The sequence below is a fragment of the Pseudomonas folii genome (assembly GCF_014357575.1).
GTDB lineage: Bacteria > Pseudomonadota > Gammaproteobacteria > Pseudomonadales > Pseudomonadaceae > Aquipseudomonas > Aquipseudomonas folii.
The window spans coordinates 1-20826 of record NZ_JACONW010000104.1 but is presented as its reverse complement, the minus strand read 5'-3'; the positions used below and the strand labels follow the sequence as shown (position 1 = coordinate 20826).

General features: G+C 56.6%; 16 protein-coding genes. 15 read left to right on the top strand and 1 reads right to left on the bottom strand.

Annotation, left to right across the window (positions count from 1 at the left end):
• Positions 1–121 precede the first annotated feature (121 nt).
• From yaaA to H8S59_RS19080, 15 genes are all read left to right on the top strand, one after another.
• A complete protein-coding gene (gene yaaA, locus H8S59_RS19150; protein WP_187522446.1) occupies positions 122–901 on the top strand; it encodes a peroxide stress protein YaaA in 780 nt (259 codons plus the stop codon).
• A gap of 933 nt (positions 902–1834) precedes the next feature.
• A complete protein-coding gene (locus H8S59_RS19145) occupies positions 1835–3151 on the top strand; it encodes a nucleotide sugar dehydrogenase (RefSeq protein WP_027898936.1) in 1317 nt (438 codons plus the stop codon).
• Between the two features lie 106 nt (positions 3152–3257).
• A complete protein-coding gene (alg8, locus tag H8S59_RS19140) occupies positions 3258–4739 on the top strand; it encodes a mannuronan synthase (RefSeq protein ID WP_095102241.1) in 1482 nt (493 codons plus the stop codon).
• A gap of 42 nt (positions 4740–4781) precedes the next feature.
• Complete coding sequence (locus H8S59_RS19135) at positions 4782–5951, top strand: alginate biosynthesis protein Alg44 (protein ID WP_095102239.1); 1170 nt, start codon at positions 4782–4784, stop codon at positions 5949–5951.
• A 1-nt stretch (position 5952) separates the two neighbouring features.
• Positions 5953–7371: an alginate biosynthesis TPR repeat lipoprotein AlgK gene (gene algK, locus H8S59_RS19130; RefSeq protein WP_095102237.1), complete on the top strand. Its 1419-nt coding sequence runs from the start codon at positions 5953–5955 to the stop codon at positions 7369–7371.
• Positions 7368–8855 carry an alginate export family protein gene (locus H8S59_RS19125; protein WP_095102235.1) on the top strand — a complete coding sequence of 496 codons (1488 nt, stop codon included), beginning with the start codon at positions 7368–7370 and terminating at the stop codon, positions 8853–8855. Before algK ends, H8S59_RS19125 begins: the two co-directional genes overlap by 4 nt.
• Positions 8856–8881: 26 nt before the next feature.
• Positions 8882–10504: a mannuronan 5-epimerase AlgG gene (gene algG / locus H8S59_RS19120; protein ID WP_187522445.1), complete on the top strand. Its 1623-nt coding sequence runs from the start codon at positions 8882–8884 to the stop codon at positions 10502–10504.
• A 13-nt stretch (positions 10505–10517) separates the two neighbouring features.
• The gene (locus H8S59_RS19115) at positions 10518–11957 is read left to right on the top strand and encodes an alginate O-acetyltransferase AlgX-related protein (RefSeq protein ID WP_095102257.1); all 1440 of its coding nucleotides are present in this window, start codon (positions 10518–10520) and stop codon (positions 11955–11957) included.
• Between the two features lie 8 nt (positions 11958–11965).
• Positions 11966–13087: a mannuronate-specific alginate lyase gene (locus tag H8S59_RS19110; protein ID WP_187522444.1), complete on the top strand. Its 1122-nt coding sequence runs from the start codon at positions 11966–11968 to the stop codon at positions 13085–13087.
• Between the two features lie 197 nt (positions 13088–13284).
• Positions 13285–14862, top strand: a complete 1578-nt coding sequence (locus H8S59_RS19105) for an MBOAT family O-acyltransferase (protein ID WP_095102229.1) — start codon at positions 13285–13287, stop codon at positions 14860–14862.
• Positions 14863–14871: 9 nt separating this feature from the next.
• The gene (locus tag H8S59_RS19100) at positions 14872–16059 is read left to right on the top strand and encodes an alginate O-acetyltransferase (protein ID WP_095102227.1); all 1188 of its coding nucleotides are present in this window, start codon (positions 14872–14874) and stop codon (positions 16057–16059) included.
• 13 nt (positions 16060–16072) lie between these two features.
• Positions 16073–16741 (top strand): alginate O-acetyltransferase AlgF, encoded by a 669-nt coding sequence (locus tag H8S59_RS19095; RefSeq protein ID WP_187522443.1) that lies wholly within the window; start codon positions 16073–16075, stop codon positions 16739–16741.
• 116 nt (positions 16742–16857) lie between these two features.
• Positions 16858–18309: a mannose-1-phosphate guanylyltransferase/mannose-6-phosphate isomerase gene (locus H8S59_RS19090; protein ID WP_095102225.1), complete on the top strand. Its 1452-nt coding sequence runs from the start codon at positions 16858–16860 to the stop codon at positions 18307–18309.
• 304 nt (positions 18310–18613) lie between these two features.
• Entirely contained in the window at positions 18614–19078 is a 465-nt protein-coding gene (locus tag H8S59_RS19085; protein WP_095102223.1) for a multidrug transporter, read from the top strand.
• Positions 19079–19095: 17 nt separating this feature from the next.
• Positions 19096–19908 carry an SDR family oxidoreductase gene (locus H8S59_RS19080; RefSeq protein WP_187522442.1) on the top strand — a complete coding sequence of 271 codons (813 nt, stop codon included), beginning with the start codon at positions 19096–19098 and terminating at the stop codon, positions 19906–19908.
• A gap of 319 nt (positions 19909–20227) precedes the next feature.
• Here the strand turns inward: H8S59_RS19080 and H8S59_RS19075 are convergent, their stop codons facing one another.
• Positions 20228–20440, bottom strand: coding sequence for a DUF6124 family protein (locus tag H8S59_RS19075; RefSeq protein ID WP_095102219.1), 213 nt, complete (start codon positions 20438–20440; stop codon positions 20228–20230).
• Between the last annotated feature and the right edge of the window lie 386 nt (positions 20441–20826).

Below are 20826 nucleotides of genomic sequence, written 5' to 3'. Positions count from 1 at the left end.
GGTCCCACGTCGTTACATGACATCGTCCATGTGAACCTCTTTGCTCACCCTATCGCCACCATAGCTGGAGTCAGCCAGCAACAGCCCCTAGAATCGCCCGACGATTAAAGGAGACGACCCTATGCTGATGGTGATTTCCCCGGCAAAAACCCTCGATTTCGAAACCCCGCCGACGACCGAACGCTTTACCCAGCCGCAGTATCTGGATCACTCCCAGGAACTGATCGAGATCCTGCGCGAGTTGACGCCCGCGCAGATCGGCGAATTGATGCACCTCTCTGACAAGCTCTCAGGACTCAATGCCGCACGCTTCGGCAGCTGGACGCCAGCGTTCACGCCTGACAACGCCAAACAGGCCCTGCTGGCGTTCAAAGGCGACGTGTACACCGGCTTGCAAGCCGAAACGCTGAGTGAAGCCGAACTCAGCTACGCCCAGGATCACTTGCGCATGCTGTCCGGCCTTTATGGTCTGCTGCGCCCACTGGACCTGATGCAGCCTTACAGGCTGGAGATGGGCACTAAGCTCGCCAATGGCCGTGGTAAGGATCTATACGCGTTCTGGGGCAATCGGATCAGCGAGTGGCTGAACGAGGCGCTGGCAGAACAAGGCGATGATCTGCTGTTGAACCTGGCGTCCAACGAGTACTTTTCTGCCGTTAAACGTCCAGCACTAAACGCACGCATCATCGACACCGATTTCAAAGACCTGAAAAACGGTCAATACAAGATCATCAGCTTCTACGCCAAGAAGGCGCGGGGCATGATGAGCCGCTTCGTGATATCGGAAAAAATCAACACGCCGGATGCACTTAAAGAGTTCGACGTCGGGGGTTACCGCTTCAGTAAAGAGCAGTCAACGGCGACCCGACTGGTATTCCTGCGCGACACGCCCGAATCGTAGCGCTTCCCTCCGCTGGAGGACCCACTTTGACCGGGCAAGACGTTGGCGCTTTCGCGGCATTTCCGCTGCCCGAAAGCCTGCTTTTCCGGTCAAAGCCATTCCACAACATTCGTATTAACCCGTTTAAGGCAAGTTTATCCCCGCCACTACGCTATTTATCCTCTAATAACCCCCGTGCAAATTGCACTTTGACAAATTACTGTCGCCAACTAAAAGTCACTTTTTTTTAGTTAGTGTTTTTCTCAAAAAATTAACAATTTTTTTGTGTAGTAGCATTTGGCTTTTTCCCAGTAGTAGCATCCTCACACTGAACCGGCGAGAAGGCTTATGGAGCAAGGCCTGCAGCGCAGATGACATCACTGTGAAATCACTCCATCCGAGCTCTCAAAAAGAAAAATTCTCAAAAAGAGGACGAGTGGCCCGGAACTTATCCCGAAATCAAACGCTCCTACATCCCGTAACAATTCTCGCCTTCCTTGTGAGAGATCACTTACAAGGGGTGTAGAAAATGTGGAAGTTGCCGTTCATCACACTGATCCCAGGATCAGCGGCGGTAGGCAGTCGGGAGATTGGCTCACACTTACAAAGTTTTAGTCGTATGGCAAAGCACTGTTCAAGTGCAGAGCGCGACATTGAGGCATGGCAGCCTAAGGCTCTGGTCCGGGCCTGTCAGCATCGAGACAGCGTTAGCACCTAAAGGAGTGGTTTACCACATCCCAGAGCGAGGCCCTGTTGCTGTCACAGCCAGGTTACTTGCCGTTCAAGACTCAGCAGTATTTGAGATTGCCTTAGTTACTTCTGGCACTCGTCTTTTTTAAATATGCCTGTACTTGTTGTGCGACTTCTTTAAGTCACACTTCCGAGTGCGCGATACCTGCTGGCCAAAATTCAATATCCAGCCAACTTAATGGCGTGTAAATCGAGGAGAGTACGATGCGTATCAGCATCTTTGGTTTGGGTTACGTCGGTGCAGTATGTGCCGGTTGCCTTTCTGCGCGGGGTCATGATGTTGTTGGTGTTGATATCTCCAGCGCCAAGATCGACCTTATCAATAACGGCAAATCGCCAATCGTAGAGCCTGGTCTGGGCGAGCTTCTGGACAAAGGTATCCGCACTGGCAAACTGCGCGGCACCACGGACTTTTCCGAGGCCATTCGCGCCACTGACGTGTCGATGATCTGCGTTGGTACTCCAAGCAAGAAGAACGGCGACCTGGAACTCGATTTCATCGAATCCGTTTGCCGCGAAATCGGCTTCGTACTGCGTGAAAAAGATACCCGTCACACCATCGTTGTACGCAGCACCGTTCTGCCGGGCACTGTTGCCAACGTTGTGATCCCAATCCTCGAAGACTGCTCCGGCAAAAAAGCCGGTGTCGACTTCGGCGTTGCAGTGAACCCTGAGTTCCTGCGCGAAAGCACCGCGATCAAAGACTACGATCACCCGCCAATGACCGTTATCGGCGAGTTCGATAAAGCGTCCGGCGACGTGCTGCAGGCTCTGTACGAAGAACTCGACGCACCGATCATCCGCAAGGACATCGCTGTTGCCGAAATGATCAAGTACACCTGCAACGTGTGGCACGCCACCAAGGTCACCTTCGCCAACGAAATCGGCAACATTGCCAAAGCGTGCGGCGTCGATGGTCGTGAAGTCATGGAAGTCGTCTGCCAGGACAAGCAACTGAACCTGTCTCAGTACTACATGCGTCCAGGCTTCGCTTTCGGCGGCTCTTGCCTGCCAAAAGACGTCCGCGCCCTGACCTACCGTGCTGGCAGCCTGGATGTTGAGGCGCCTCTGCTCAACTCGCTGATGCGCAGCAACGTTTCCCAGGTTCAGAACGCTTTCGACATCGTGGCTGCCCACGACACTCGCAAAGTCGCGCTGATGGGTCTGAGCTTCAAGGCCGGTACTGACGACCTGCGTGAAAGCCCGCTGGTAGAGCTGGCTGAAATGCTGATCGGTAAAGGCTTCGATCTGAGCATCTACGACAGCAACGTTGAATACGCTCGTGTTCACGGTGCCAACAAAGAGTACATCGAGTCCAAGATCCCGCACGTTTCGTCCCTGCTGAACTCGGACTTCGACGCTGTGATCGAACACGCCGACGTGATCATCCTGGGCAACCGTGATGAGCGCTTCCGCGCCCTGGCCGACAAGGCTCCAGCGGGCAAGCAGATCGTGGATCTGGTCGGCTTCATGACCACCACCACTGCAGAAAACGCTAGCGCTGAAGGTATCTGCTGGTAAACCAGCGGCAAGCTACAAGCTTAAAGCGGCAAGCCAAAAGTTCAGGCTGCAACCCCCACTTGGGGCTTGCAGCTTGAAGCTTGCAACTGACCTAGGGATACCAGATATGCACAGGCTTAAGCATGGTCTACTACAGGCCGCAGGTTGGTTGTTCTACCTGAGTTTATTAGGGGCACTCGCAACCGCGTTGCCTACCAGTATCTTCGACTCACAGTCGAAGAACTTTATTTTCCTGATTGGCGCCGTGGGCATCTGGCGCTATTCGATGGGCGCTACGCACTTTGTGCGCGGCATGATCTTTCTCTACATCGTTTACCCGCACTTGCGTCGCAAAGTGCGCAAGCTGGGCAAGTCGGCGGACCCGTCTCACGTGTTCCTGATGGTCACCAGCTTTCGTATTGATGCACTGACCACCGCCCAGGTGTACAGCTCGGTTATTCGCGAAGCCATTGAATGCGGCTTCCCGACCACCGTGGTCTGCTCCCTGGTAGAAATGTCAGACGAGTTGCTGGTCAAGGCGATGTGGGAAAAGGCCAACCCGCCTGCTCACGTCAAACTGGACTTCGTACGTATTGCCGGTACCGGTAAACGCGACGGTCTGGCTTTCGGCTTCCGCGCAATTTCCCGGCACATGCCGGACGACCGTGCTGTGGTCGCCGTGATCGATGGCGACACCGTGCTGTCTGAAGGCGTGGTCCGCAAAACCGTTCCGTGGTTCCAGCTGTTCGGCAACGTCGGCGGCCTGACCACCAACGAGTTCTGCGAAGTGCGCGGCGGCTACATCATGAGTGAGTGGCACAAACTGCGTTTCGCGCAGCGTCACATCAACATGTGCTCCATGGCCCTGTCCAAGCGCGTACTGACCATGACCGGTCGTATGTCAGTGTTCCGCGCCACCGTCGTGACTGACCCTGAGTTCATCGCCGACGTTGAAAGCGATTCGCTGCATCACTGGCGTCTGGGTACGTTCAAGTTCCTGACCGGTGATGACAAGTCCAGCTGGTTCAGCCTGATGCGTCTTGGCTACGACACGTTTTACGTGCCGGACGCCACGATCAACACCGTTGAGCACCCGCCGGAAAAGAGCTTCTTGAAGGCCAGCCGCAAACTGATGTATCGCTGGTACGGCAACAACCTGCGTCAGAACTCACGTGCACTGGGTCTGGGCGTTCGCCGTCTGGGGATCTTCACCAGCATCGTGCTGTTCGACCAGCGTGTGTCGATGTGGACCTCCATTCTCGGCCTCACCGTTGCGATCATCGCCAGCTTCAAATACGGCGGTGTGTTCATCCTGATGTATCTGCTGTGGATCGGTATCACTCGCTTGATCCTGACCCTGCTGCTGTCCTTGTCAGGGCACAACATCGGGCCGGCCTACCCCGTGATTCTTTATTACAACCAGATCGTCGGCGCACTGATGAAGATCTACGTCTTCTTCCGCCTGGACCGCCAGTCCTGGACGCGCCAAGACACAAAACTCAGCCGCGACATGGCCAGCTTCCAGGGTTGGTTCAACACCTGGTCTTCCCGGACCATGACTTTCTCGGCTGGCACCATCTTCGTCGCAGTGCTGTTGACGATGGTTTAAACCGGGCCAACGGATTAATCGCTTAAGTAGGAAAAATTAGCCATGAACACAGCCGTGAATGCAAACGTCGTACATGAATCCGAAGCCCAGCGCCAACACGCCCGGGTCAAAATCCCGGCCAAGCTGCGCTTGCTCGAAGCCCCGAACGCGCCTCTGGTACAAGTTGAAGACTTGTCCGCTGGCGGCCTGAGCTTCGTCGCGCCTGCACAGCAGCGCCCAACGGCAGGAGAAGTTATCAAAGGGCGTCTGCAGTTCCTGATCGACAACCTTGGCCTGGCCATGGACGTTGAGATGCAGGTGCGCTCCATTGATCCTTCCACCGGCCGCGTAGGTTGCCAGTTCCAGAATCTGGAAGCACAAGACATCGCCACCCTGCGTCACCTGATCACGTCGCACCTGAGCGGCGACATCGTCAGCATGGGTGAAGTGCTCGCTACCCTGCAGCGTGACAACTTCACCAAAGCACGCAAGGTGAAAGGCAGCGGCGACGGCATGAGCGCTCTGGGTCGCCTGCGCGCAGTGACCTTCACCCTCGGCATCTTCATCGTTGGTCTGGCAGCATTCGGCTTTATCTTCAAAACCGTTTACGGCCTGTACTTCGTCAGCCACTCCTCGGCCGGCCTGGTGACCTTGCCAGCCATGGACGTGACGATGCCTCGCGAAGGCACCGTGCAGAGCCTGGTGGCGGTCAACACTCCGGTCGCCAAAGGCGCACCAATGGCCTCGTTCAACACCAGCATGCTGGAAATGCTCAAGGGCAGCCTGAACGGTGACGACCTGCAACCCGCAAAAATCGAAGAACTGTACGGCAAGCAAATGGCCGGCACCCTCACCAGCCCATGCGACTGCGTGATCGCCAAACAACTGGTTTCCGATGGTCAGTTCGCTGCCAAAGGCCAGGTGATCTTCCAACTGGTACCGCGTAACACCGCAGCCAATGTTGAAGCCCGCTTCACCTATCGCCAGTTCAACGACGTCAAGCCAGGCACCCGCGTGAACTTCCAGGTGGCCGGTGAAGACAACGTGCGCAGCGGCAAAATCGTCAGCAGCACCAACCTGAGCGAAACCGATCTGGCTACCGATATCCGCGTACAGATCAAGCCTGACGAAGTGCTGGACACTTCCCTGGCTGGCCGTCCGGTTGAAGTCACCAGCGATCGTGGTCCATCGATGAACTGGCTGATCGACAAAGCCATGGCCGCGGGTCTCTAACATGCGTAGCCCATTACAACGATTGTCGAGCCCTACCCTATTGAGCCTGGCTGTTGCCATCGCGTTGACCGGTTGCGCCGGTCTGCCCGATGAACGCCTGGCCAATGAAGCCTTGAAGAACGGCGATACCGCTCTGGCAGAACAAAACTATCGGCAACTGGCGGACCTGGGCTACAGCGATGCACAGGTAGGCCTGGCTGACATCGCAGTGCAAAGCGGTGATCCGCAGCGCATCAAGGAAGCTGAAGCCACTTATCGCGCTGCGGCTGAAACCTCGCCGCGCGCTCAGGCCCGTCTGGGTCGCCTGCTGGCGACCAAACCGGGTGCGACCGAAGCTGAACACCACGAAGCGGAAAGCCTGTTGAAAAAGGCGTTCGCCAGTGGCGACACCAGTTCGCTGACGCCGTTGGCCATGCTCTACCTGCAGTTCCCGCACAGCTTTCCGAACGTGAATGCCCAGCAGAAAATCAGCGAGTGGCGTGCACAGGGTTATCCGGAAGCCGGTCTGGCCCAAGTGCTGCTGTACCGCACCCAAGGCACTTACGACCAGCACCTGGATGATGTGGAAAACATCTGCAAAAGCGCACTGAGCAAAGTCGACATCTGCTACGTCGAGCTGGTCACGGTCTATCAGAAACGTGGTCAGAACGAACAACGCACCGCCGTAGTCGAGCAACTGAAAAGTGCTTACGCCGTGGGCGGCGTCGGCGCCCAGCGTGTTGACAGCGTAGCCCGTGTGTTGGGTGACGCATCCATCGGTACTCCCGATGAAAAAACTGCTCAGCAATTACTTGAACAGGTTGCACCGGGTTACCCCGCTTCCTGGGTAACACTGGCCAAACTGCTTTACGACTTCCCCGAACTGGGCGACGTCAACAAGATGATGGAATATCTGGACAACGGTCGTGCTGCGGACCAACCCCGCGCCGAACTGTTGCTGGGTCGCCTGTACTACGAAGGTAAATGGGTACCGGCTGATTCACTCAAAGCCGAAGAGCACATGAAAAAAGCCGCCGCCGGTGGTGAGCTCTCCGCGCATTACTACCTGGGCCAGATTTACCGCCGTGGCTACCTCGGCAAGGTTGAATCGCAAAAAGCACTGGACGAACTGCTGATCGCTGCACGTGGCGGCCAGAACAGCGCGGACTTTGCCATTGCCCAATTGTTCTCCCAGGGCAGAGGCACCATGCCTAACCCGGTCAATGCCTGGGTCTTCAGCCAACTGGCGCTTCAGGCTCCAACGCCGACGCCGGCTGCCACTGATCTCGCGCAGGAAATCAGTACCGCCCTGCCCCCTGAAAAACTCGCCACCGCCCAACGGCTGTTGCAGCAAGAGAAAAACGTCCGGGGCATCACCAGCCAAAACGCGCTGGCCATTCAAGCCCTGAAAGAAGAAGACGGCGAGGACGCACCACTATGAAGTTGAATCCCCTGATGGCCGCTGGCCTGGGTCTTGGCTTTACCCTGCTCTGGGCCACGCCGACACTGGCGGCGCTGACTGAAGAGAAAAACTTTGGTCTGGAAGTAAAAATCAGCGGCCAGGCCGAAGACGATCGCGACCTGGGCACACGCTCCGGTGGCGATGTAAACGGTATCGGTCTGGACCTGCGTCCTTGGGTGTATGGCGAACGCGGCGACTGGAGCGGTTATGCGATGGGTCAAGTGGTCACTGCCACTGATACCATTCAGACTGACCCTCTTGAGCAAACCGACGCTGAGAGCCAGCAAACTACTCAGGCTCGCGGCAATGCCAGCGAGCGCGAAGTCGACAAGAGCTATCTGGCCTTGCGCGAATTCTGGATTGGTTACAGCGGCTTCACCGCCTACCCCGGCGAGATACTCAAGGTCGGTCGTCAGCGTCTGCGCAACGACGACGGCCAATGGCACGACACCAACATCGAAGCCGTGAACTGGGTCTTTGACACCACCCTTCTCAAAGCCGATGTGGGCGTGGCTCAACGCTTCAGCGAATACCGCACTGACCTGACTGAATTGTCCGCGCAAGACGAAGACCGTAAACACATCTTCGGCGACGTCAGCTACCAGTGGATGCCAGGTCAATGGGCCGGTGTGCGCGCGCACCACAGTCAGGACGATGGCAACCTGAAGAAGCCGGGCGAACAAGTCGACGACCTGGACAAGACCTCCAATGGCGACTTGACCTGGCTCGGCCTGCAGGCCAACAGCGATGCCTACAATTATCGCAACATCAACCCGATCAACTACTGGGGCAGCCTGACCTGGCTGTCCGGTGATCGCAGCCAGATCGCTACCACTGCACAGCCAGACGGCACGTACCTGGCAGGTGACAAGACCAACAACAACGTCAATGGCTGGGCCACTGACTTGGGTCTGCGCTTCCGTCTGGACCCGCAATGGCAAGTCGGCGCCGCCTACTCGCGTGCCAGCAAGGAATACGAACAGAACGGTCTGGAATCCAACCGCTCGAACTGGACCGGCACACGCTCGCGCATCCACCGCTTCGGTGAAGCCTTCCAGGGCGAAATGGCCAACGTGGAAAGCGGCTCGCTGTTCGCCTCCTGGCAGATGCAGGATGAATACGACGCTTCTTTGATCTACCACAAATTCCGCCGCACCGATGGCAATGCGCGCATCGGTACCTCGGGCATCAACGCTGTTGGCCAGGATGAAGATCGTCCAGGCGTTCTTTCCTCCCTGCCACTGACTACCGATGGCGAAAAAGACCTGGGTCAGGAAATGGACCTGGTCGTGACCAAATACTTCAAAGGCGGTCTGTTGCCTGCGGCAATCAGCCAGTCGATGGATGAACCTTCAGCGCTCGTACGTCTGCGTGCCGGTGTCTTCAAACCGGGTGATGCCTATGGCAGCGAAGTCGACAGCTACATGCACCGCGCCATTGTCGACGTCATCTGGCGCTTCTGATGCAACCGCGAAAGGAGTGCGATGAGATGAACAGTCAAGCAAGCAGTCTGCGCAACCGCGCATGGCCACAAGCACTGCTCGAAAGCGCAGTGCTGAGCGGCGCGCTGTTGCTCGCCAGCTCCGCCATGGCCGCCACGGTGCCGGTCAACCCGGTGCCGGCTCCGGTGAACGGCGCGGCAGTGGTCAAGGAATTGCAGCAAGCAAAAACCTACACCATCAGCAGCCCGCCAGTGGAAACACTGCATCTGGAAAAACCTACGCTGCCAGACCTCTCCGGCTACACCGCCGAAGCCGCTGCCAAGAAAATTGTCCGCACCAAAGCTGGCAAGGTTCGGGTTGCCAGAATGATGTCGGAAGTGGGTCTGAAAGAGTTCATCGGTGGCGATAACAAGATGGCCGAATGGGTTGCCCGTCAACAAGGCATCCCACAGGCAATCATCATCGAAGACGGCTATGTGACGGTTCAGGATCTGGCGAAAAAAGTCCCGAAACAGTACCTGAGCGAAGTATCGCCAGGCACTTACGTGGCTCGCCTGCCGATTCTGGTCAAGGCTACCGGCATCTTCGAAGCCAACAAGAAAACCAAGGAGCTGCGCCTGTCACAAGAGAAAGGTGCGTTCCTGGTCGTCGAAGGCAAGTTGTTCATGAGCGACACCCAGATGAATGGCTGGCGCGAAAAGGACAACACACCGTCGACCTTCCGCAAGCCCGATGAATTCCGTCCGTTCCTGCTGTCCTGGGGTGGCTCCGAGGTCTACATCATCAACACCAAAATGGCGAGCCTGGGTTACGACCAGAGCAAGTCTTACGGTGTGAGTATTTCCCAGTACACGCCAAACATGGTCAAAGAGATGAACAAGCCTGATCCGACCGGCTGGATCGTCGGCTCGGAATTCTCGGACATGTGGTACGGCTTCTACTGCTATGAAACCAAAGACTTCGTGGTCAAAGGCAGCACCTACCGCGACAACATCGTTTACGGCATCGACCCGCACGACCGTTCCCACGGTCTGATCATTGCCGAAAACGACGTCTACGGCACCAAGAAAAAGCACGGGATCATTATTTCCCGTGAGGTGAACGACAGCTTCATCTTCAACAACAAGACCCACAACAACAAGTTGTCCGGCATGGTTCTGGACCGTAACAGCGTCAATAACATCGTTGCCTACAACGAGGTTTACCAGAACCACACTGACGGCATCACCCTGTACGAAAGCGGCGACAACCTGCTGTGGGGCAACAAAGTAATCGCCAACCGTCGTCACGGCATCCGCGTTCGTAACAGCGTGAACATCCGCCTTTACGAGAACATCGCCATGGCCAACGGTCTGTTGGGCGTCTACGGCCACATCAAGGATCTGAGCGACACCGACCGCGACATCGCGCTCGACCCGTTCGAATCCAAGGTGTCGCTGATTGTTGTCGGCGGCGAGCTGACCGGTAACAACTCGGGCCCACTGTCGATCGATTCGCCACTGAGTATCGAACTCTACCGAGTGGCGATGCTGGCTCCGACCAAGAACAGCGGTATCAGCTTCGCCGGCATTCTGGGCGAACGTCAGGATGAAATCCTTGACCTGCTGGTACGCCAACAGAAAGCCGTGCTGATCGATCCGGTCGAAAGCCAGAAAGAACTTCAGGACTGAGAAGGTAATGTTTATGCATGCACACTTGATCAAATTACTCAGCCTGTCCGGCCTGACCGCAGCACTGATGGCTATCAGCAGCGGCGCACGTGCAGACGAGTTGCAAGCGCCCAACTTCACCGCTGAGCCATGCTGCCAGCTGTGCCCGCAAGCGCATGACGCCAAAAACTACACCACGCGCTACCAGCAGAACTTCACCACGCTGGTGCAGGCGCAAGGTGACTGGCTGTTCCGTACCCAGGAAGACCTGCGTACCGAATTCAACACCACGCCGGAAGGCTATCGTCGCATGCAACAGCTGCACGATGCTTTCAAGAGCAAAGGCGTTGAACTGGTGGTGGTCTATCAGCCGACCCGTGGCCTGGTGGATCGCAACAAACTGTTCCCTGCCGAACGCGACAAGTTCGACTACGAAAAAGCGCTGACCAACTACAAGGCCATGCTGGGTCGCTTCGACAAGATGGGCTACTGGGTTCCGGATCTGTCGCCGTTGACCAACGAACAACAGGCTCATGATTTCTATTTCCGTGGTGACCAGCACTGGACGCCATACGGCGCCCAGCGCACTGCGAAAATCGTTGCCGAAACCGTGAAGAAAATCCCGGGCTACGCCGACATTCCAAAGCGTGAATTCGAAAGCCACGTTTCGGGACGCATGGGCAAAACCGGTACCCTGCACAACATGGCGGCACAACTGTGCGGCAACACCTACGCGATCCAGTACATGGACCAGTTCACCACCGAGCCTAAAGGCGAGGCCGGTGACGGCGACCTGTTCAGTGATTCCGGCAACCCGGAAATCACGCTGGTCGGTACCAGTCACAGCGGCAAGAACTACAACTTCGCCGGCTTCCTGCAAGAGTACATCGGTGCCGACATCCTCAACGTCGCCTTCCCGGGCGGTGGTCTGGAAGGTTCGATGCTGCAATACCTGGGCAGTGAAGACTTCCAGAAACGTCCACCAAAAATCCTGATCTGGGAATTCTCGCCGTTGTACCGCCTGGACCAGGAGACCATTTACCGCCAGATGATGTCGCTGCTCGATAACGGCTGCGAAGGCAAACCTGCGCTGATGAGTGCAAGCACCACGCTGAAAACCGGCAACAACGAAGTGCTGGTCAACGGCAAGAATGGAATCAAGGACATTCGCAATGGCAGCAATCAGATCGACATCCGTTTTGCCGACACTTCGGTAAAAGTCCTGCAAGCCAGACTCTGGTACATGAACGGTCGTCACGAAGATCTGAAAATCGAAAAACCGGAAACATCCGATACAGACGGGCGCTTCTCCTTCGAACTGCGAACAGATCAGGACTGGGCTGACCAGCAGCTGCTCGCACTGGAAATCCAGGGTCCGGAAGCGGGCACTGCACCCCAGAAAGTCGAAGCGAAAGTATGCAAACGCAACGTGTTCCCAGCCACTGCGCAGCGAACCGCGCAAGCCGGGTTATGAGGCTACCTATGCACACTCCGAAACTGATGTTACCTACCCTGCTGTCACTGGCCATCATGGCCGGTGGCGCCGGGGCCGCCAGCGCCGCGAACCTCGTGCCGCCGAAAGGCTACGACGCTCCGATCGAAAAAATGAAAACCGGCGACCACAACTTCAGCTGTGACGCCATTCCAAAGCCTTACACCGACAAGCTGGTGTTTCGCAGCAAGTACGAAGGTTCGGACAAGGCGCGTGCGACCCTGAACGAAGCGTCCGAAGAAGCGTTTCGCAGTGCGACCAAAGACATCACCACTCTTGAGCGTGGTGTCAGCAAAGTCGTGATGCAGTACATGCGCGATGGTCGTCCCGAGCAGCTCGATTGTGCGCTGAACATGATGACCACCTGGGCCAAGGCCGATGCGCTGGAGTCCAAGGACTTCAACCACACCGGCAAGTCGATGCGCAAATGGGCGTTGGGCAGCATGTCCTCCGCTTACCTGCGCTTGAAGTTCTCCGATTCGCATCCGTTGGCCAACCGTCAAGCGGACGCGCAAATCATTGAGGCATGGTTCAGCAAACTGGCTGATCAGGTCGTCAGTGACTGGAGCAACCTGCCGCTGGAAAAAATCAACAACCACTCTTACTGGGCCGCATGGTCGGTGATGGCAACGGCTGTCGCCACCAACCGTCAGGACCTGTTCGACTGGGCGATCAAAGAATTCAAAGTCGCCGCCAATCAGGTCGATTCGGAAGGCTACCTGCCGAACGAGATGAAGCGTCGTCAACGTGCCCTTTCCTATCACAACTACGCCTTGCCGCCACTGGCGATGATCGCCAGCTTTGCGCAGGCCAACGGTGTAGATGTGCGTCCGGAAAACAACGGTGCTTTGAAGCGTCTGGCTGACCGCGTGTTGTCTGGCGTGAAAGACCCGGCAGCTTTCGCTGCTAAAAACGGTGAAAAACAGGACATGACGGACCTCAAGAAGGATCCGAAATTTGCCTGGCTCGAACCGTACTGCTCGCTCTACACCTGCAGCCCTGAAGTGCTTGAAGACAAGCACGAAAAACAACCCTTCAAGACTTTCCGCCTGGGCGGTGACCTGACCAAGGTCTACGACCCTGAGCATGAGAAGGGTGACAAAGGCGGTTGATACCGCACATCCGTAGGAGCGGCTTTAGCCGCGAGAGGGTGTTATCTCAGCCGCATACCAAGCGCCTGAAACACCGCCCTCGCGGATAAATCCGCTCCTACGAGGTGAGGTAATAGCAGTGCATCAACCCCCACATCGGTGTGGGGGGTTTGGGGGGGCCTTGGGCCCTTGACTGATGGATAAACGGAGATATCAGGATGGTGTTCTCATCCAACGTGTTCCTGTTCCTGTTCCTGCCGATCTTCCTCGGCTTGTATTACTTGAGCGGGCAACGCTATCGCAATCTGCTGCTGCTGATTGCCAGTTATGTGTTCTATGCCTGGTGGCGTGTGGACTTCCTCGCGCTGTTCATCGGCGTAACGGTGTGGAACTACTGGATCGGCCTGCAGATAGGTGCGGCAGGCGTTCGCACCAAGCCGGCACAACGCTGGCTGTTGCTGGGCGTGGTGGTTGACCTCGGTATCCTGGGCTACTTCAAGTACGCCAACTTCGGCGTCGACAGCATCAACGCAATGATGACGTCGGTCGGTCTGGAACCGTTCATCCTGACCCACGTGTTGCTGCCGATCGGTATCTCGTTCTATGTCTTCGAGTCCATCAGCTACATCATTGACGTGTACCGCGGTGACACTCCGGCCACACGCAACCTGATCGACTTTGCTGCATTTGTTGCGATCTTCCCGCACTTGATTGCAGGCCCTGTGCTGCGTTTCCGTGACCTGGCTGACCAGTTCAACAATCGCACCCACACCCTGGACAAGTTCTCCGAAGGCTGCACGCGCTTCATGCAGGGTTTCATCAAGAAAGTGTTCATCGCCGACACCCTCGCAGTCGTTGCCGATCACTGCTTCGCCCTGCAAAACCCGACCACAGGTGATGCCTGGCTGGGTGCGCTGGCTTACACCGCGCAACTGTATTTCGACTTCTCCGGTTACAGCGACATGGCCATTGGTCTGGGCCTGATGATGGGTTTCCGCTTCATGGAAAACTTCAAACAGCCTTACATCAGCCAGTCGATCACTGAGTTCTGGCGTCGCTGGCACATCAGCCTCTCTACCTGGTTGCGTGACTACCTGTACATCACACTGGGCGGAAACCGTGGTTCCAAGTTCGCGACCTACCGCAACCTGTTCCTGACCATGCTGCTGGGTGGTTTGTGGCACGGCGCCAACATCACTTACGTGATCTGGGGTGCATGGCACGGTATCTGGCTGGCAATCGAGAAAGCCATCGGCCTGAACACCGCTCCACGTACATTCAACGTGATGCGCTGGGCCCTGACCTTCCTGATCGTGGTTACCGGCTGGGTCATCTTCCGCTCCGAAAACCTGCACGTTGCCGGCCGTATGTACGGCGCGATGTTCAGCTTCGGTGACTGGAAACTGTCCGAACTCAACCAGGCCAGCCTCACCGGTCTGCAAGTGGCGACCATGGTCGTGGCTTACGCAACACTGGCGTTCTTCGGTCTGCGTGACTTCTACGCCAACCGTCCTGCCGAAAAAGCTGCCAGCAAGAGCAACCCGGATCTGGGTGTTCAGGCTGACGGCCCTGCCACTGCGCAGCCAGGCATGATCAAAGCCGTACCGGGTGACAAACCAGGAAGCATTCACGAGCCAGGCTACATCGTGGGTACTGAAGCTCAGGTACAGCCTGCTTACTGGGTTGCTGACTGGCCACGTTACGCAATGCGCGCACTGATCCTGCTGCTGTTCATTGCCTCGATTCTCAAACTGTCGGCGCAAAGCTTCTCGCCGTTCCTTTACTTCCAATTCTGAGGACCCGCCATGACCCGTTCATTACGTATCCTCTACATCGGCCTGTTCCTGGCCATCCTGCTGGTACTGGGTGTCTGGTCGCTGCGCAGCTTTGCCAGCTTCTCGACAACCCCGGAAACTACCGTGCTTAACGGTAAATGGACCAAGGCTGCGGAAACTCATTACGACGAAGAGTTTCCGATCAAGCGCCTGGGCACCAACCTCTGGGCAGCGCTGGATTACAAGCTGTTCAACGAAGGCCGTCCAGGCGTCGTACTTGGAAAGGATCAGTGGCTGTTCACTGATGAAGAGTTCGATGCCATCGCTAATGGCGACAAGAACGAAGCGGAAAACCTGGCACTCATCCAGGGCGTACGTGACGAACTGAACGCCAAAGGTACCAAGCTGGTGCTGGCGATTATTCCTGCCAAGACCCGCTTGTACCCAGAGCACATTGGCGACAACAAACCTGCCACGTTGCACACCGACCTGTATCAGCAGTTCCACGAACACGCTGCGCAAGCCGGTCTGCTCGCACCTGATTTGCTGACACCGCTGCAAGGTGCCAAGCAACACGGTCAGGTTTTCCTGCGCACCGATACTCACTGGACGCCAATGGGTGCAGAAGTTGTGGCCAAGCAGTTGGGCACAGTGATCGCACAGCAGACGCCATTGAGCGGTGAGCCTGAAAAGTTCGTCACTCAGGCCAAGGAAACAGCGCCGTACAAAGGCGACCTGACCAACTTCCTGCCGCTGGACCCGCTGTTCAGCAATCTATTGCCGCAACCGGATCAACTGCAACAACGCAGCACTGACCCGGTAGCAGCAGAAGCCGAAGGTGATGACGCCTTGTTCGCCGACAGCGATGTTGCTGTTGGTCTGGTGGGCACCAGCTACAGCGCCAACCCGAACTGGAACTTCGTCGGTGCGCTTAAAGAGGCGCTGCACAGTGATGTTGTGAACTACGCGGAAGACGGCCATGGCCCGATCCTGCCGATGCTCAAATACCTGCAAACCGACGCGTTCAAAAACAGCCCGCCGCAAGTATTGATCTGGGAATTTCCGGAACGTTATCTGCCCGTTCACAACGACCTTAAAGACTTTGATCAGCAGTGGATTGCACAGCTAAAAAAAGCTGCTCCTGACGCGATCAAAACGCAACAAAACGTCGTTCAGAACGTCAAACCTTCCGACTCGCCAAACCAGGCCCAAAACTGAGAGGACTACACTTATGAACCTACAGAATTCGAACACTCGCACTGCCAAGAAAAGCCTGCTGAAAACCTGCGCACTGGCTGCCGGTATCAGCCTCTTCACCCTGCAAGCATTCGCCGGTGACTCCGCGCTGTATGGCCCAACCGCACCAAAAGGTTCGACCTTCGTGCGTGTCTACAACGCCAGCAGCTCCGAGATCAGCGCTTCGGTTGGCAACACCAACATGAACGAAGTCGCACCACAGGGCAGCACTGCATTCAGCTTCATGCCACAAGGTGACTACACCGCCAAACTGGGTAGCCAAAGCGTCCCGGTGAAACTGGCAGGCGACCACTATTACACCCTGGTCAACAACGCCAGCGGCAAGCCTCAACTGGTTGAAGAACCACCGTTCAAAAACAAGCAGAAATCCCTGGTTCGCGTACAGAACCTGAGCGACAAGGCACTGACCTTGAAAACTGCTGACGGCAAGACCGAAGTCGTAAAAACCGTTGCTGCCAAAGGCACCGGCGAGCGTGAAATCAACCCAGTAAAAGTCAGCCTGGCGCTGTTCGACGGCGACAAGAAAGTGACTGACCTGAAACCGGTTGCCCTGGAGCGTGGCGAAGCTGCCGTGCTTTACATCACTGGTAGCGGCAGTGGCCTGTCTCCAGTGTGGGTAAAACCACCTGTAGCAACGCGCTAATCAAGGATTAGTCAGTCGGCCCACTTATTGGTGGGCCGACAGACACGGAACAAAAACAAGACAGAAACGACAGACCGACGTACAGCCCTATTTCGAAATGCTCTTGGAGAAACAACATGATTCCAGTGATCTTGTCAGGCGGTAGCGGTTCACGACTCTGGCCGCTTTCGCGTAAACAATTCCCTAAACAGTTTCTGGCGCTGACCGGGAACCACACCCTCTTCCAGCAAACCCTCGAGCGTTTGAAGTTCGAAGGCATGCAAGCACCGATCGTGGTCTGCAACAAAGATCACCGTTTCATCGTCAACGAGCAGCTCGGCGTGCTGGGCCTCGACACTCAAACCATCATCATGGAACCGTTTGGCCGTAACACTGCGCCAGCCGTTGCCATCACCGCCATGCACCTGCTGAGCGAAGGCAACGACGAGCTGATGCTGGTCATGCCTGCTGACCACGTGATCGAAGATCAGAAAGCTCTGCAACGCGCACTGGCTCTGGCCACTGTTGCGGCCGAGCGTGGCGAGATGGTCCTGTTCGGCGTACCGGCCACCAAGCCGGAAACCGGTTATGGCTACATCAAATCCACTGCTGATGCGCTGCTGCCAGAAGGCGTGAGCCGCGTATCGCACTTCGTCGAAAAGCCTGACGAACAGCGCGCTACCGAGTTCGTTGAAGCCGGTGGTTACTACTGGAACAGCGGCATGTTCCTGTTCCGCGCCAGCCGCTTCCTCGAAGAGCTGAAAAAGCACGATCCGGACATCTACGACACCTGCATGCTGACCCTGGAGCGCAGCAACCACGAAGGCGACACAATCGACATCGACGAAGCCACCTTCGCCTGCTGCCCGGACAACTCCATCGACTACGCCGTGATGGAAAAAACCCAGCGCGCTTGCGTTGTGCCACTGACTGCTGGCTGGAACGACGTGGGCTGCTGGTCCTCGCTGTGGGCTGTGCAACAGAAAGACGCCAACGGCAACGTCACTAAAGGCGACGTGGTTATCCAGGACAGCCGCAACTGCATGATCCACGGCAACGGCAAACTGGTGTCGGTGATCGGTCTGGACAACATCGTTGTCGTCGAAACCAAAGACGCCATGATGATTGCTCACAAGGATAAGGTTCAGGGCGTCAAGCAGATGGTCAACACGCTCAATGAGCAAGGCCGCAGCGAAACCCAGAACCACCTTGAAGTCTATCGTCCGTGGGGTTCTTACGACTCCGTAGACATGGGCGGTCGCTTCCAGGTCAAACGCATTTCGGTAAAACCGGGTGCCAGCCTGTCCCTGCAAATGCACCACCACCGCGCCGAACACTGGATCGTGGTATCGGGCACTGCACAGGTTACCTGTGACGAAAACGTGTTCCTGTTGACCGAAAACCAGTCGACCTACATCCCGATTGCCTCGGTTCACCGCCTGAAAAACCCAGGCAAGATCCCGTTGGAAATCATCGAAGTTCAATCGGGCAGCTACCTGGGTGAAGACGACATCGAACGTTACGAAGACGTTTACGGTCGCTCCGCGCAACTGGAAGCTGGCGTCAAGACGCAAACCATTGCACGTTAATCCGCTGTTTTAACTGCAATCGGCAACGAGCAGTACACCTCAACAACCTTTTGCGTACCCCATCCGCAGTAGGTTGTTGAGGTTTTTTTTGGCCTGCGATTTTGATGGGTATCGAACTGGGTAGGAGCGAATTCATTCGCGAAGAGGCCGGTAAATCCAATACATCTGCGAGGGCTGTCGGAAAGCTTTCGCGAACAAATTCGCTCCTACAGGCGATGCACGTCAGCTCCTGTAGCTCCACCATTAGCAAACCCCGCCCCGCTTTCGGTACGATGCGTGCTCATCTGTTCACGAGGCGCGACTCATGCTGTTTGGCGCACTGCTTATCCTGACCTGGCTGGTATTGTTGCTGCGGTACCCGGCTAAAGCCTTGCCTGTTTCACTCGCGGCGGCCGCTGGCCTGGGGATTGTCGCGATGGTTGTCATCTGGCAAGACAGCCGGGAAACCCGCCGCCTGGAGCACTTGGGTATACGCATGGATTACGCTCCGGACCAATGCCCGGTCGGCAAACCGCTGCTGGTACTGATCGACAACACCAATAAAGTCCCGCTACGCGAACTGCACTGGCGCGTCGCCGCTTATGCGCCGGGCGACACCGTCAACCTTACCGACGATGCCTATGCAGGCCCCCGCTATCATGGCCCCGGCGATTTACAGGCGGGTAGCCAATGGCAGGATTGTCTGCCGTTGCCGCCCCTGCGCCAAGGCTATCGCCCGCAGACGCTGGAGTTTCGGGCTGAGCATTTACAAGGCAGTTTTTCGGACTAATTCAAAGGAACAACTCAATGCCTAACGTCCTCATCACCGGCTGCTCCAGCGGCATTGGCCGCGCCTTGGCGGATGCTTTCAAAGGTGCCGGTTATGAGGTCTGGGCCACAGCGCGCAAACCTGACGACGTCGCCGCGCTCAATGCTGCCGGTTTCACCGGCGTACAACTGGACGTCAACGAAAGCGTCGCGCTGGGGCAATTAGCGGCACGCTTTGATGGGCTGGATGTGTTGATCAACAACGCCGGTTATGGCGCCATGGGGCCTCTGCTTGATGGCGGCGTCGAGGCGATGCAGCGCCAGTTTGAAACCAATGTGTTTTCGGTGGTGGGCGTGACGAGGGCGTTTTTCCCGGCACTGCGCAGTCGCAAAGGTCTGGTCGTCAATATCGGCAGCGTATCCGGTATTTTGGTCACGCCATTCGCCGGGGCGTATTGCGCGTCAAAAGCAGCAGTGCATGCGTTGAGCGATGCGTTGCGTCTGGAGTTGGCGCCCTTCTCGATTCAGGTGCTGGAGGTTCAGCCCGGCGCCATCGATACCAGTTTTGCGAAGAATGCCAGTCATGAGGCTGAATTGCTGATCAACGAGCAATCGCCGTGGTGGCCTCTGCGTGAAGGGATTCGAGCGCGGGCGAAAGCTTCGCAAGACAACCCCACCCCCGCCGCCGATTTCGCCCGCGATGTGCTGCGCGCCGTGCAACAAGCCGAACCGCCACGAGTCCTGCGCTCGGGCAATGGCTCAAGGGTCTTGCCACTGATGAGCTGGTTGTTGCCCAAAGGGCTGCTGGATAAAAAATTGCGTCAGCGGTTTGGGTTGGATAAGAAGCTCTAATCGATTAAGGCTTGAAATGCAAAGTTCCCACAGGATGTCCAAGCCCTTGGCTCACATCGAACCTGTGAGACCGAATTTATTCGGGAAGGCGGCCCTCCAGACGATACACAGGCTGCAGATGTAACGACCCCTTCACGAATGAATTCGCTCCCACAAGTGTGATCTCAGTACTTGTGCAATGTCGTGGGACCGGCTTTAGCCGGGAAGAGGCCAGTAGAGTCACCAAAAATATGCTGTCAGAGCGACCGCCTTCCCGGCTAAAGCCGGTCCCACGTCAGCTTGCGGGCAAAACATCGAATCTCGAACAGAGTTCGCTGCGTTACCTGGACTCAACCCGCGCCAGCGAGCGTTCGAGCTCGCTCTTGGCCATGCCGATCAGGTGGACCACCGAAAACGCTAAATCGCGTTTGGGACCGTTAAGGCTGTCGCCGGTTTCGTAGGCGGTGGCGGCTGCGCAACGCAACAGGTCGCTGACGTGCTGCAGCGATTCTTCGAGGGTGGGTTGTGGTGGATCTGGCGTTACTTTGATCATCTGATTAGGCCTTTAGCTAGGCCACCGAATGATCGCTGCTAAACAAGCAAAGGTGGCGACTTTGATACGGGTTAGCAGACCGGCGACCCAATCCCAAAAACCGGCGCACCCGAAGATGCCCCGCACAAAGCCGCCATAGACGGTACTTGCACCGGAATTGAAGTCAAACAGGCTGCTAAACCCGATCGCTGATACTCAACGACGGACGCAGCCTAGTGCCCGAAATCACCCTGCGCAAGGGGTCAGGATTTTCTCGGAAACTTCACTCAGAAGAAAGGGAAAAGGCCGCAGGAATGGGGTGTAGGACGGGGTTATTTGGTTAGCTGAAGTTACATGAACGACGCTGGTTCATGTGGCATCACTGATGACGTGGGACCGGCTTTAGC

What these genes read in the sequence shown, in the direction of transcription:
- alg8 (WP_095102241.1), top strand. Translation starts at nt 3,258, where the DNA reads ATGCACAGGCTTAAGCATGGTCTACTACAGGCCGCAGGTTGGTTGTTC.
- H8S59_RS19095 (WP_187522443.1), top strand. Translation starts at nt 16,073, where the DNA reads ATGAACCTACAGAATTCGAACACTCGCACTGCCAAGAAAAGCCTGCTG.
- H8S59_RS19135 (WP_095102239.1), top strand. Translation starts at nt 4,782, where the DNA reads ATGAACACAGCCGTGAATGCAAACGTCGTACATGAATCCGAAGCCCAG.
- H8S59_RS19105 (WP_095102229.1), top strand. Translation starts at nt 13,285, where the DNA reads ATGGTGTTCTCATCCAACGTGTTCCTGTTCCTGTTCCTGCCGATCTTC.
- algG (WP_187522445.1), top strand. Translation starts at nt 8,882, where the DNA reads ATGAACAGTCAAGCAAGCAGTCTGCGCAACCGCGCATGGCCACAAGCA.
- H8S59_RS19090 (WP_095102225.1), top strand. Translation starts at nt 16,858, where the DNA reads ATGATTCCAGTGATCTTGTCAGGCGGTAGCGGTTCACGACTCTGGCCG.
- H8S59_RS19075 (WP_095102219.1), bottom strand. Translation starts at nt 20,440, where the DNA reads ATGATCAAAGTAACGCCAGATCCACCACAACCCACCCTCGAAGAATCG.
- H8S59_RS19145 (WP_027898936.1), top strand. Translation starts at nt 1,835, where the DNA reads ATGCGTATCAGCATCTTTGGTTTGGGTTACGTCGGTGCAGTATGTGCC.
- H8S59_RS19110 (WP_187522444.1), top strand. Translation starts at nt 11,966, where the DNA reads ATGCACACTCCGAAACTGATGTTACCTACCCTGCTGTCACTGGCCATC.
- H8S59_RS19080 (WP_187522442.1), top strand. Translation starts at nt 19,096, where the DNA reads ATGCCTAACGTCCTCATCACCGGCTGCTCCAGCGGCATTGGCCGCGCC.
- H8S59_RS19125 (WP_095102235.1), top strand. Translation starts at nt 7,368, where the DNA reads ATGAAGTTGAATCCCCTGATGGCCGCTGGCCTGGGTCTTGGCTTTACC.
- algK (WP_095102237.1), top strand. Translation starts at nt 5,953, where the DNA reads ATGCGTAGCCCATTACAACGATTGTCGAGCCCTACCCTATTGAGCCTG.
- H8S59_RS19115 (WP_095102257.1), top strand. Translation starts at nt 10,518, where the DNA reads ATGCATGCACACTTGATCAAATTACTCAGCCTGTCCGGCCTGACCGCA.
- H8S59_RS19100 (WP_095102227.1), top strand. Translation starts at nt 14,872, where the DNA reads ATGACCCGTTCATTACGTATCCTCTACATCGGCCTGTTCCTGGCCATC.
- H8S59_RS19085 (WP_095102223.1), top strand. Translation starts at nt 18,614, where the DNA reads ATGCTGTTTGGCGCACTGCTTATCCTGACCTGGCTGGTATTGTTGCTG.
- yaaA (WP_187522446.1), top strand. Translation starts at nt 122, where the DNA reads ATGCTGATGGTGATTTCCCCGGCAAAAACCCTCGATTTCGAAACCCCG.